The organism is Janthinobacterium lyxosi (genome assembly GCF_051380665.1).
Taxonomy (GTDB): Bacteria; Pseudomonadota; Gammaproteobacteria; order Burkholderiales; family Burkholderiaceae_D; genus Janthinobacterium.
Window position 1 is genome coordinate 1 of the sequence record NZ_JBNYXM010000034.1, and the last position, 12,832, is coordinate 12,832.

A 12,832-nucleotide genomic window follows, 5' to 3' on the forward strand; every position below is an offset into this window, starting at 1 on the left:
AGATTCGCAGTCGCCCGCGACACCCTTGCCGTTCGGCTAACTCTTCCCCTTGTCGGGCGAGTAGAGGACTTGCACCTCCAAGTAAGTGCGCCCTGCCGGGCGCACCATAAAAAAAACCCGCTGCCGGGTGAGCGGCAGCGGGTTTCCAGAGGGTGGAAAGATGCTTACGCTTTCAGCGCAGCAAGCTTTTGCCAGGTGTCGATCACCGAGTCGGGATTCAGGGACATCGATTCGATGCCCTGCTCCATCAGCCAGACGGCAAAGTCCGGATGGTCGGAAGGACCCTGGCCGCAAATGCCGATGTACTTGCCGCGCGCCAGGCAAGCCTTGATGGCCAGCGACAACAGTGCTTTCACGGCGGGATCGCGCTCGTCGAAGTCGGCGGCCAGCAATTCCATGCCGGAATCGCGGTCCAGGCCCAGGGTCAGCTGGGTCAGGTCGTTCGAACCGATCGAGAAACCGTCGAAATGGTCGAGGAACTGGTCGGCCAGGATGGCGTTCGACGGCACTTCGCACATCATGATGACGCGCAAGTCGTTTTCACCGCGCTTCAAGCCATTTTTCGCCAGCAGGTCGATGACTTTCTCGGCCTGGCCCAGGGTGCGCACGAATGGCACCATGATTTCCACGTTCGTCAGGCCCATGTCGTTGCGTACGCGCTTCATCGCTTCGCATTCCATGTTGAACGCTTCGGAGAAGTCGGCCGACAGGTAGCGCGCCGCGCCGCGGAAGCCCAGCATCGGGTTTTCCTCGTCCGGCTCGTAGCGCGAACCGCCGATCAGCTTTTTGTACTCGTTCGACTTGAAGTCGGACAGGCGCACGATGACTTTTTTCGGCCAGAATGCGGCAGCGATGGTGGCGATGCCTTCAGCCAGCTTGTCGATATAAAACGCTTTCGGCGAGGCATGGCCACGCGCCACCGATTCCACGGCCTTTTTCAGGTCGGCGTCGATGTTCGGGTATTCCAGGATCGCGCGCGGATGCACACCAATATTGTTATTGATGATGAATTCCAGGCGCGCCAGGCCCACGCCGGCATTCGGCACGGACTGGAAGTCGAACGCCAGTTGCGGGTTGCCCACGTTGAGCATGATCTTGGTGTCGAGCTTCGGCAATTCGCCGCGCGACACTTCCGACACTTCCGTTTCCAGCAAGCCGTCGTAGATCTTGCCTTCGTCGCCTTCGGAGCACACCACGGTGACGAAGGTGCCGTCTTTCAGCACGTCGGTGGCATTGCCGCAGCCGACGACGGCTGGCACGCCCAGCTCACGCGCAATAATTGCAGCGTGGCAAGTACGGCCGCCACGGTTGGTGACGATGGCCGCCGCGCGCTTCATGACCGGTTCCCAGTTCGGGTCCGTCATGTCGGCCACGAGCACGTCGCCTGGCTGCACGCGCTCCATGTCGGCCGGGTCGTGGATCACGCGCACAGGGCCGGCGCCGATCTTCTGGCCGATGGCGCGGCCGGACGTCAGCACGGTGCCCGTGCTTTTCAGCTTGAAGCGTTCCTGCACGTCGGTCGCCTTTTGCTGCGACTTGACGGTTTCAGGACGCGCCTGCAGGATGTACAGCTTGCCGTCGCGGCCATCCTTGCCCCACTCGATGTCCATGGGACGGCCGTAATGGTTTTCGATGATGACGGCGTATTTGGCCAGTTCCACCACTTCGCTGTCGTTCAGCGAGTAGCGATTGCGCATTTCGACGGGCACGTCGACGGTTTTCACGGAACGGCCGGCTTTCGCTTCGTTCGTAAATTCCATCTTCAGCAGTTTCGAGCCGATATTGCGGCGGATCACAGGCGACTTGCCTTTTTCCAGCATCGGCTTGTGCACATAGAATTCGTCGGGATTGACGGCGCCCTGCACCACGGTTTCGCCCAGGCCATAGCTGGAGGTGACGAACACCACATCCTTGAAGCCCGACTCGGTATCGATGGTAAACATCACGCCGGCCGCACCCAGGTCGGAACGCACCATGCGCTGCACGCCGGCCGACAAGGCCACTTCAGCGTGCGTAAAACCCTTGTGCACGCGGTACGAGATGGCGCGGTCGTTGTACAGCGACGCGAACACCTGTTTCATGGCGTCGAGCACGTTGTCGATGCCGACCACGTTCAGGAAGGTTTCTTGCTGACCAGCAAAAGACGCGTCCGGCAAGTCTTCCGCCGTGGCCGAAGAACGCACGGCAAACGACATTTCGGTATCGGAATCAGCCACCAGCTTGGCATAGAACTGGTCGATTTCGGCGGTCAGGCGTGGCTGGAATGGGGTTTCCACGATCCATAGCCGGATCTCGGCACCGGCTTGCGCCAGCGAGCGCACGTCATCGATGTCAAGGCCTTCGAGGCGCTGGGCGATGCGTTCGGCCAGCGGCAAGCCGCCGTTGGCGCTATACGACAGGAAATCGCGGAATGCCTGCGCCGTGGTGGCAAAGCCACCGGGCACGCGCACGCCGGCTTCCGCCAGCTGGCTGATCATTTCGCCCAGGGAGGCGTTCTTGCCGCCGACAGATTCAACATCCGTCATGCGCAAATGCTCGAACGAGGCAACATACACCGCGTCCTTGTCTTCCTGCTGTTGCGATACTGCGTTGGTCATAATGACACCCTTACTGATGATAGAAATCTTTACGCGCGGCGCACAGACAGTCTTCTTGTTATTCTTGGCGTCGTGCAGCACAATCATACCGTTGCAGCCATTTTACCTTGTGCGGCGCAAATTGACGACGCACAATCTTGATCCGAAAACCCATGACACAAGATCCACGCCCCCCTCTGCCCTCCGCGGCCCGCACCGTCTTCTTCGTTTCCGACGGCACCGGCATCACCGCCGAGACGTTCGGCCACTCGGTGCTGACGCAGTTCGATCTGCGTTTCCGCCAGATCCGCCTGCCCTTCATCGACACCATGGACAAGGCCTACGAGGCGGCGCGCAAGATCAACGAGGCCTTCGCCACCGATGGCCAGCGCCCGATCATTTTCTCCACCTTGGTGAAGAACGACCTGTCGGCCGTGATCCGCAAGTCCAGCGGCATGCACATGGACCTGATCCAGACCTTTGTCGCCCCGCTGGAGCAGGAACTGGGCGTGATGTCGACCCATACCATCGGGCGCTCGCACAACATCGTCGACAGCGAGGAATACAAGAACCGCATCGAGGCAATCAACTATTCGCTGGCGCACGACGATGGCCAGTCGCACAAGAACCTGTCCTCGGCCGATGTCATTCTGGTGGGTGTTTCGCGCTCTGGCAAAACTCCGACCAGCCTGTATCTGGCCATGCAGTACGGCATCAAGGCGGCCAATTATCCGCTGATTCCCGATGATTTCGAGCGCGACAAGCTACCATCCGCCTTACTGGAATTTAAGAATAAAATTTTCGGATTGAGCATTACGCCCGAACGTTTGTCGGAAATACGCAACGAAAGACGCGCTGGAAGCAAGTATGCGGCCATCGAAAATTGCCGTTACGAGGTCAACGAGGCGGAAAAAATGATGAAACGCGAAGGTATCCGCTGGCTCTCATCGACCACCAAGTCGATCGAGGAGATCTCCACGACGATCTTGCAAGAGATTAAGCCGAACCGCCGCGATTACTAGGAAAAACGCCGGACCAGACCTGCTGCGCGTCCGCTCGCTACGGTTTTGTCAGGTGTTCGTTTCTTTGGAAAGCACCGTCAGCGCCGCCACCAGCTGATCGAGTTCGCTGGTCTGCGTCGTGACGGCCACCGTGGCGCGCACGATATCGGTATCGCCGATATTGCGCTGCACGGTAAATACGCCAAAGCGCTGCAGCAAGGCCTGCTGCAGCGCGCGTGCCTCCATGCCATCGACGGCAAAGGCCACCAGCGCCGTGCCGCGCTTTGCGTCCAGTGGCGACAGCAGGCGCACGCCGGGCAGTTGCGCGGCGCGGCTGACCCAGTAATTGCGCAGCCAGGCCAGGCGTTCAGTCTTGGCCGGCGTGCCGCCCAGGCGCTCATGAAAGTCAAGCGCGGCAGGCGCGGCCAGGATGGCGCCGATCGGTGGCATACCCATGTGCAGGCGGCTGCGGATATCCCCTGGCGGATAATCATCGTCGCCAAAATGCGGCTCGATCTTGTGCAACTGCGACGCGCGGATATACACGACACCCAGTCCCGCCGGCGCGCCCAGCCATTTGTGCAGATTGAAACCGGCGAAATCGACGCCCATGGTCTGCACGTCCACGTCGACCTGCCCCAGCGCATGGGCGCTGTCGAGCAGCACGTCGATGCCATGTTCGCGCGCCAGCGCCATGATGTCCGTCACCGGCAGTTGCTGACCGTTGGCTGGCGTTACCTGCGACAGCAGCAGCAATTTGGGCTTGACGGCCCGGCGCATGGCTTGCGCGTAACGGGCGATGATCTCGTCATCGCCGATGGGCAAGCGCAATGTGACTTGCGTACTGGTGACGCCACGGCGCTGCGCCAGCCAGCGCATGGCCGTGCGCATGGCCGGATAGTCGAGATTACTCCACAGCACGGTATCACCGGGCGCCAGGCCGTGGTATTGCGTGATCAGCACCTGCATAGCCTCGGTGCCGCTGCGCGTGAGCAGGATCTCGTGCGGCTCCGCCTGGATCAGCGCAGCGACGCGCTGGCGCACAATATCCACATGCGTGCGCGTGAACTCGCCGCGCACGAAAGGACTCAGCTGTTCATTCGTGTAGCGCACGGCCTGCTCGAAGGCGGCTTGCACGGGCGCGGCCATGGCGCCGAAATAGCCATGCTCAAGATTGACGATGGCGTCCGGCGGCGCGGGATAAAAGGCGGCGACCTGGCGCCACCAGGCCTCGTCACGTGCAGCACCGTCGGCGAGCAAAGGCAGAACTGGTTGATCAGGCATGGCGGGCTTTGGTTGGAAGTGTCAGGACTGGCCCTGGCGCAGCTGTTCGAAAAAGCACACGGCGGCGCAGGCGGCCACATTCAGCGATTCGATCTGGCCCAGGTGGGGAATGACCACCTGGTGCGTCGCCATCGACAGCAAGTCGCCGGCCACGCCCTGCCCTTCATGGCCAAACAGCCAGGCGACCGGCTGGCGCAGGTCGACGTCGTACAGGCGCTGCGTGGCGTAGCCGCTGGTGGCGAGAGTGGCCACCTTGGCGCCGGCAACGAGCGCCGCCAGGTCGACGTTCTCAAAGATGTCGAGCACGAAGTGCGCACCCATGGCCGCGCGCAGCACCTTCGGCGACCAGCAGAAGGCCGTGCCGGCGCTGCAGTACACCTGCGTGATGCCGGCAGCGGCGGCGCTGCGCAGGATGGAGCCCACGTTGCCCGGGTCCTGCAGATTGTCGAGCAGCACGGCCGACACGCTCAGCGGTGCCGTGACGGCCCGTTCCGGCGTCTCGACGAGGAACATCACTCCCACGCCATGCTCGACCTGGCTCACCGCGTTGTACAGCGCGTCGGGCAAGCCCAGAACATGCGCGCGCTGGCTTTCCAGCTGGCCGACGATGTCCGCCACTTCCCCGTTTTGCAAGGCGCTTTCGCTGACGATGCACTGCTCCGGCATGCCGCGCAGCTGCAGGTAGGACACGCACAGGTGCACGCCATCGAGCAATGTACGGCCCGACTTGCGGCGCGCCTGTGAACTGCCCGCCAGCTTCAGCAAATCCTTGTATTGCGCATTGTCGCGCGAGGTAATCGTCTTCATGCCACCACCTCCTGCGCGCCGAACAGGGCGATCACATTGCGCACGGGTGCGAACGAACGGCGGTGCACGGGCGAGGCGCCGTGCAAGTGCAAGCGCTCCAGGTGCAATTTGGTGCCGTAGCCCTTGTGCTGGTCGAAGCAGTACTCGGGATAGGCCGAATGCAAGTGCACCAGGGCCGCGTCGCGCGCCGTCTTGGCCAGGATCGAGGCGGCGGAAATCGAATCGACCTTGTCGTCGCCGCCGATGATGGCCATGCCGCGTATCGGCATCACGGGGCAGCGGTTGCCGTCGATCAGGGCCAGGGTCGGCACAGTGGCCAAAGCCTCGACGGCGCGGCGCATGGCCAGCATCGACGCCTGCAAAATGTTCAGGCGGTCGATTTCCTCTTCCGACGCTTCGGCGATGGCCCAGGCCAGGGCCTTGGCCTTGATCTGCGGTGCCAGGAGGTCACGCTTGGCCTCGGTGAGTTTTTTCGAGTCGCGCAAGCCGTCGATCGGCTGCTGCGGGTCGAGAATCACGGCGGCGGCGAACACAGGGCCGGCCAGCGGACCGCGGCCTGCCTCGTCGACGCCGCAGATGATTTCATCGAGCGAGAATGGCAAGTCGTCAAACAGGCCGGGATAGATATTTTTCACGTTGAATCTTTGGTTGGTACTACGGTTGAAGCGGTGATCGGGATTTATTTCCGGTTGCTGGCGATGACCTGCATGACGGCGTTGGCGCTCTCGCGCGCGCTGTCGCGCAGCAGGCTGTGGTGCATGTCCGTAAAGCGCTGCACCAGACGCAGACGGCCCGGCACGTCGCTCAGCTGCTGCCACATGGCGTCGGCCAGCGCTTCCGGGCTGGCCGCGTTTTGCAGCAGCTCGGGCACCAGGTAGTCGCGCGCCAGGATATTTGGCAAACCAATCCACGGCTGATAACCCATGTGGCGCATGATTTCCCACGACGCGCGCATCATCTTGTAGGCGATGACCATGGGCTTCTTGTACAGCGCCACTTCCAGCGACGCCGTGCCCGACGCCACCAGCACCGCATCGGCGGCGCAGATGGCCGTGTGCGAACCGCCATCGGTGAGCAGTATCTCGACGTCCTGCAAACCCGCTTCGCGGATCAGCTGCAGGAAGTACTGGCGCTGCTTTTCGCCGGCCATGGGCGCGACAAAGCGCAGCGAGCGGTCGCGCGCCAGTAGCAATTTGCAGGCGGCCACGAACGCCACCGCATTGTATTTGAGTTCACCCATGCGGCTGCCCGGCATCAGGGTCACGACATTCGCGTCTTCCGGCAAGCCCAGGGTGCGGCGCGCGGCCGCTTCGTCGGGCTGCAGGGGAATCATTTCGGCCAGCGGATGGCCGACATAGGTGACGGGCACGCCCGCCTTGCGGTAGATCTCTTCCTCGAACGGGAAGATCACCAGCATGTGCGAAACAGCCTTGATGATTTTCTTGATGCGGCCACCGCGCCAGGCCCAGATCTGCGGCCCGATGTAATGCACGGTGGGGATGCCCCCCTCCTTCAACTGCTGTTCCAGCCCCAGGTTGAAGCCGGGATAGTCGGCGCCGATGAAGACGGCGGGACGCTCGGCCAGCAACTGGTCGCGCAGCGCGTTCTGGATACCCTTGATTTCGCGGTAGCGGGGAATGATCTCGAACAGGCCACGCACTGTCAGCTTGTCGAGCGGCCAGTCGGAGACGAAACCCTGTTTGGCCATGTGCTCGCCACCGATGCCGTGGAAGCGCGCGCCGGGCAGCTGCGGCACGAGGCCGGACAGCAGCCGGCTGGCCAACAGGTCGCCCGACACCTCGCCGGCGACGATGGCGACATTGGCGACCGACAGGCCGCTGGCCTGGTCAGCGGACGATGCCACGCGACGCCACGCCCAAAAATTCACGCATGGCGCGAATGTGTTCCGCCACCTCGGGCGACGACGCCGCTTCTTCTTCGAACAGGGCTGCCTTGGATTCTTCCAGGGTCAGTCCGGAGCGATAGATGAGTTTATACGCGGTGCGGATGCCGTTGATCTGCTCGCGCGTAAAGCCGCGGCGTTTCAAACCCTCGATATTCACGCCATGCGCCTGCGCCGGATTCCCGTTCAGGAGCACGAAAGGAGGCACGTCCTGCGTCAGGCTGGTGCTCATGCCGACAAAGGCATGCGCGCCAATCTTGCAGAACTGGTGCACATTGGCGAAACCGCTCATGATGACCCAGTCGCCGATCTCCACGTGGCCCGCCAGTTGGGCATTGTTCGAAAAGATCGTGTTGTTGCCCACCAGGCAGTCGTGCGCCAGGTGCACATACGCCGAAATCCAGTTGTCGTTGCCCAGGCGCGTCACGCCGCCACCTTGCACGGTGCCCGTATTGAAGGTGCAGAATTCGCGGATGGTGTTGCGGTCGCCGATTTCCAGGCGCGTCGCCTCGCCCGCCCATTTTTTATCCTGCGGCTGTGCGCCGATGGAGGAAAACTGGAACAGGTGATTGTCGCTGCCAATCGTCGTGTGGCCGTCGATGACCACATGCGGACCGACCCTGGTGCCAGCGCCGATGCGCACGTGCGGACCGATGATGGTGTACGGACCCACCTCGACCGAGCTGTCGAGCTCGGCCCTCGGCTCAATCACTGCCGTAGAGTGGATGGCCGCCATCACTGCCCCGCTGGCTGGCTCGCAGACTGGCTCGCATCCTGCGCGCTGCGGATGGTGCACATCAGTTCCGCTTCCAGCGCCACTTTGCCGTCGACCGAGCCGACTGCCTTGTATTTCCAGATGCCGCGCGAGACGCGCAGGATTTCCACATCCATCTTCAGCTGGTCGCCCGGTTCGACAGGACGCTTGAAGCGCGCATTATCGATGCCGACAAAGTACACCACCGAATTTTCATCGGGTTTCACGCCCATCGTCAGGAACGACAGCAAGGCCGCCGTCTGCGCCAGCGCTTCGATCATCAGCACGCCGGGCATGACCGGTTTGTGCGGGAAATGCCCCTGGAAGAACTCTTCGTTGACCGTCACGTTCTTGATGGCGGTGATGGATTTGTTCGCTTCCCAGTCCAGCACGCGGTCAACCAGCAGCAGCGGGTAGCGGTGCGGCAGCAGCGATTTGATGGCCAGGATGTCGAGGGTCTTTTTTTCAGTAGTCATTTTTCGTCTTGCGTGGTCAGTGTTTTAATTGTTTTTTCAAGCGTGCGGATCTTCTCGCGCATGCTTGACAGGTTGCGCACGATGGCGGCGCTCTTTTCCCAGTCGGCATTCTTGGCCAGCGGATAAAAACCCGTGTACTGGCCCGCTTCCAGAATCGAGCGCGAGACCATGCTGCCCGAGCCGACATGAACGCGGTCGGCGATCGTCAAATGGCCCAGCACCATGGCGGCGCCGCCAAAGGTGCAGTACTTGCCGATGATGGCGCTGCCAGCCACGCCGACGCAGCCGGCCATGGCCGTATGCGCGCCGATATGGCAGTTGTGGCCGATCTGGATCTGGTTATCGAGCTTGACGCCATCTTCGATGATGGTGTCGGCCAGTGCGCCACGGTCGATGGTGGTATTGGCGCCAATATCGACATCGTCACCGATCACCACCCTGCCCGTCTGCGGAATCTTGATGTACACGCCACCTTCGTTGGCGAAGCCGAATCCGTCGGTGCCGATCACGGCGCCCGAATGGATGATGCCGCGCTGGCCGATCACGCAGCGCGCGTGGAAGGTCACGTTGGCGAGCAGCTGGGTACCCGCGCCGATGATGGCATCGCGCCCCACCACGCAGCCAGGGCCGATGACGCAGCCGGCGCCAATCACGGCGCCCGCTTCGATCACCGCATGCACGCCGACAGAGGCGCTGGCGTCGACCTGCGCGCTGGCGTCGACAAAGGCGCGCGGATGGATGCCGATTGGTGCCTTGATCTCATGCAGGGCGGCGAAATACTGCGCCGCGCGCGCGAAATAGACATAGGGATTCGGAGTGACGATGCGCGCACCGGCATACTCGACACCGATCAGCGCATCGTCAGCCGGCGTAAGTATCAGCGCGGCAGCGCCGCTCTGCGCCGCCTGTGCGCGGAATTTGCTATTACTGAGAAAACTGATGTGCGAAGCGCCGGCATCGGCCAGCGGTGCGATCCCTGTGACTTCCAGGTTGGGCTCGCCCGCCAACTGTCCACCGAAGCGTTCGACCAAATCTCCTAGTCGAGTGCCCATCTTGATAACCCTTATTTTGTTACTGTTACTTGTCCAGCGCCTTCAAGACCTTGTCGGTAATGTCGATGCGCGGGCTGGCCCACAGGGCTTCCTGCAGCACGATGTCATATCCTTCGATATGCGCCATCTGCTGGATGATGGTGTTGGCTTTTTCCGCGATGGCGCTGCGCTCTTCGTTCGTGCGCTGGCTCAAGTCTTCGCGAAATTCGCGCTGGCGGCGTTGCAGCTCCTTGTCCAGCTCGAAAAACTCGCGCTGGCGCTTGGCGCGCTCGGCCTCGCTCAGGGTGGGCATGTCCTTTTCCAGGGCTTCGTTGGCCACCTTGAAGCGGCTGCCCAGTTCCTGCACGGCTTTTTCGCGCGAGCGGAACTCTTCGGCCAGCTTGGCGCTGGCCGCTTTGGCCAGCTTCGATTCGTTATAAATACGTTCGCTGCTGATCCAGGCGATCTTCGACTCCTGAGCCTGCGCCTGCACCGGCAACAGCGAACTCCAGCACAATGCGATCACGGCAAGGGACTTGGGCAGGGTAGCGGATGCGGTGTTCATGATACTCCATGGTCAAAAAGGTAAAAGCTGTCGCCCCGGTTCAGATGGCCGGTTAGAAACCGGTGCCCATCTGGAACTGGAAGCGCTCCAGGCGGTCAGTCGGCTTGGCGTTCAGCGGCTTGGCATAGCTCAGCTTGAGCGGACCCACCGGTGAAATCCAGCTGATGCCCAAACCAGCAGAATAGCGCAATTGCGAGATCCGCATTTTTTCGCCTTCCTGGTAGACCTGGCCGCCGTCAAGGAAACCGAACCAGCGCAAGCTGCGGTCATTGCCCGAACCGGGGAAGGGCATCTGCAGTTCGGCGTTACCGATCAGGCGCGAAGCACCGCCCAGCGCATCGTTGGTGCTCGGTTCGACCGCGCCCAGCGAGGAACTCAGGTAGCCGCGCACCGAGCCGATGCCGCCACCGTAGAAGTTCTTGAAGACTGGATACACGTGCTTGCCGATGCCGTGGCCGTAATCGATCTCGCCCTTCAACGCCAGGGTGACCTTGCTGAACAGCGGACGGAAATACTGGTGCTCATAGATGGCACGGAAGTATTTCTGGTCGCCGATCACGTCCGCTTCCAGGTTGATGCGCTGGTAGCGGCCTATCGATGGCGTCAGGGCGCTGTCGCGGCTGTCGCGTTGCCATGCCGCCGTCAGCGGGATGGAGTTCGTGGTGGCCGAACCGATACCGTCCGACGGGCCGCCATTGTCGACCACATACTGCTTGAAGCGGACCGGGCTGGTGATGTCGGTTTCGATGCGTGAGCGCTCGGCGCCGATGCCGAAGAAGACAGTGTCGACTTCCGAGAAGGGCACACCGAAACTGACGCGGCCACCGGTTTGCTTGATCTTGTAGCTGCCGATGTTCAGCGCCGGCGGTTCCGTCGTACGCAGGTAGATTTCAAAGCTGCGCGAAATGCCATCATCCGTAAAGTACGGATTGGTTTGCGAAAACGCAATCGTGCGGCTGTAATGACTGGTATTGAGCTCGATGCCGACCGTGTTGCCGCTACCGGCGAAGTTGGCCTGCGAAATCGATGCCGACAGGGTGAACTTCTCCGATTGCGAGAAGGCGCCACCGATCAGGAAGTTACCCGTTGGTTTTTCCACCACCGTCACGTTGACGTCGACCTGGTCGGTCGTGCCCTGCGCTTCCGGCGTGTCGATGGTCACATCCTTGAAGTAGCCTAGGCGGTCGACGCGGTCGCGCGACAGTTTGATCTTGTTGCTGTCATACCAGGACGATTCGAACTGGCGGAATTCACGGCGGATGACTTCATCGCGCGTGGTGGTGTTGCCGGCGATATTCATGTGGCGCACGTACACGCGCTTGCCCGGATCGATGAAGAAAGTGAAACCCACTTCATGCTTTTCACGGTTGATTTCCGGATTGGCATTGACGTTGGCGAAGGCATAGCCGAACGTGGCCAGGCGGTCCTGAATGCGTTTATTCGTGGCCGTCAGGCGCGCGCCAGAGTAAATCTCACCTTCGCGCATCAGGTTCAGGGCCTTCAGTTCTTCTTCGCGGCCGAACATCTCGCCTTCGAACTTGGTGCCGGCGATCTTGTACTTTTCACCTTCGGTGATATTGATCGTCAGGTAGATATCTTTTTTATCGGGCGTGATCGACACTTGCGTGGAGTCGACCTGCATCTCGATATAGCCGCGGTCCAGGTAGTAGGACTTGAGCGCCTCGATGTCGCCCGTCAGCTTGGTCTTCGAATACTGATCGGCTTTGGTGTACCAGCTGAACCAGCCGCCCGTGTTCAGGGCCAGCTGCTCGCGCAGTTCCTTGTCGTTGAAGGCCTTGTTGCCAACGATGTTGATCTGTTTGATGCGGGCCACGTCGCCCTCGTCGACGGCGAACACCACGTTGACGCGGTTACGCTCGATCGGCGTGACGGTGGTGGTGATCTTCACGCCGTACAGGCCATGCGACAGGTACTGGCGCTTGAGCTCCTGTTCCGCGCGGTCGACCGAAGCCTTGTCGAAAATCTTGGCTTCGCCCACGCCGATTTCCTTCAATGCCTTGACCAGCACATCTTTTTCAAATTCCTTGGTGCCCGTGAATTCCACGGCAGCGATGGCCGGGCGCTCCTCGACCAGCACCACCAGCACGTCGCCATCGACTTCCAGGCGCACATCCTTGAAAAAACCCGTCGCGTACAGGGCTTTGATGGCGGCGATACTCTTCTCGTCGGAGAACGTTTCGCCGACGCGCACCGGCAGGTAGCTGAAAACAGTACCCGCTTCAGTACGCTGGATCCCTTCGACCCGGATATCCTTGACAGTAAATGGCTGGACGGCCAGCGCATGGCCGGCACACAAGGCCATGACGGCAGCGCCGATCAGGCTGCGACGAAAGGAAGGCAAGGCAAAACGAGCAGAATGTAATTTCATTGGGGTTATTCAATGGGTAAATCAATGGACAACATACACAAAAGAT

11 protein-coding genes are annotated in these 12,832 nt (G+C 61.3%); 1 reads left to right on the forward strand and 10 read right to left on the reverse strand.

Going from position 1 to position 12,832, the window contains the following annotated elements; all coding sequences use genetic code 11:
- Window positions 1-164 precede the first annotated feature (164 nt).
- The gene (ppsA, locus tag ACQ4WP_RS24610) at window positions 165-2,597 is read right to left on the reverse strand and encodes a phosphoenolpyruvate synthase (protein WP_436525240.1); all 2,433 of its coding nucleotides are present in this window, start codon (window positions 2,595-2,597) and stop codon (window positions 165-167) included.
- A gap of 152 nt (window positions 2,598-2,749) precedes the next feature.
- Between ppsA and ppsR the strand changes: the two genes are divergently transcribed.
- On the forward strand, window positions 2,750-3,598 hold the full coding sequence (gene ppsR / locus ACQ4WP_RS24615) for a posphoenolpyruvate synthetase regulatory kinase/phosphorylase PpsR (protein WP_436525242.1): 849 nt from the start codon (window positions 2,750-2,752) through the stop codon (window positions 3,596-3,598).
- 48 nt (window positions 3,599-3,646) lie between these two features.
- Here the strand turns inward: ppsR and ACQ4WP_RS24620 are convergent, their stop codons facing one another.
- Genes ACQ4WP_RS24620 through bamA form a run of 9 tightly spaced genes read right to left on the reverse strand, consistent with a single transcriptional unit; the run spans window position 3,647 to window position 12,786 of the window.
- Window positions 3,647-4,861, reverse strand: a complete 1,215-nt coding sequence (locus ACQ4WP_RS24620; RefSeq protein WP_436525244.1) for an aminotransferase class V-fold PLP-dependent enzyme — start codon at window positions 4,859-4,861, stop codon at window positions 3,647-3,649.
- A 21-nt stretch (window positions 4,862-4,882) separates the two neighbouring features.
- Window positions 4,883-5,668, reverse strand: a complete 786-nt coding sequence (locus ACQ4WP_RS24625; RefSeq protein ID WP_436525246.1) for a TrmH family RNA methyltransferase — start codon at window positions 5,666-5,668, stop codon at window positions 4,883-4,885.
- The gene (rnhB, locus tag ACQ4WP_RS24630; protein WP_436525248.1) at window positions 5,665-6,303 is read right to left on the reverse strand and encodes a ribonuclease HII; all 639 of its coding nucleotides are present in this window, start codon (window positions 6,301-6,303) and stop codon (window positions 5,665-5,667) included. Before rnhB ends, ACQ4WP_RS24625 begins: the two co-directional genes overlap by 4 nt.
- A gap of 44 nt (window positions 6,304-6,347) precedes the next feature.
- Window positions 6,348-7,532 (reverse strand): lipid-A-disaccharide synthase, encoded by a 1,185-nt coding sequence (gene lpxB, locus ACQ4WP_RS24635; protein WP_436525250.1) that lies wholly within the window; start codon window positions 7,530-7,532, stop codon window positions 6,348-6,350.
- Complete coding sequence (gene lpxA / locus ACQ4WP_RS24640) at window positions 7,516-8,307, reverse strand: acyl-ACP--UDP-N-acetylglucosamine O-acyltransferase (RefSeq protein WP_436525252.1); 792 nt, start codon at window positions 8,305-8,307, stop codon at window positions 7,516-7,518. Before lpxA ends, lpxB begins: the two co-directional genes overlap by 17 nt.
- Window positions 8,307-8,801 carry a 3-hydroxyacyl-ACP dehydratase FabZ gene (fabZ, locus tag ACQ4WP_RS24645; RefSeq protein ID WP_071324018.1) on the reverse strand — a complete coding sequence of 165 codons (495 nt, stop codon included), beginning with the start codon at window positions 8,799-8,801 and terminating at the stop codon, window positions 8,307-8,309. The genes lpxA and fabZ overlap by 1 nt, the downstream gene beginning before the upstream one ends.
- Complete coding sequence (gene lpxD, locus ACQ4WP_RS24650; RefSeq protein WP_436525255.1) at window positions 8,798-9,853, reverse strand: UDP-3-O-(3-hydroxymyristoyl)glucosamine N-acyltransferase; 1,056 nt, start codon at window positions 9,851-9,853, stop codon at window positions 8,798-8,800. The genes fabZ and lpxD overlap by 4 nt, the downstream gene beginning before the upstream one ends.
- 25 nt (window positions 9,854-9,878) lie before the next feature.
- A complete protein-coding gene (locus tag ACQ4WP_RS24655; RefSeq protein WP_219135450.1) occupies window positions 9,879-10,397 on the reverse strand; it encodes an OmpH/Skp family outer membrane protein in 519 nt (172 codons plus the stop codon).
- 52 nt (window positions 10,398-10,449) lie between these two features.
- Window positions 10,450-12,786: an outer membrane protein assembly factor BamA gene (gene bamA, locus ACQ4WP_RS24660; protein ID WP_436525257.1), complete on the reverse strand. Its 2,337-nt coding sequence runs from the start codon at window positions 12,784-12,786 to the stop codon at window positions 10,450-10,452.
- Window positions 12,787-12,832 lie beyond the last annotated feature (46 nt).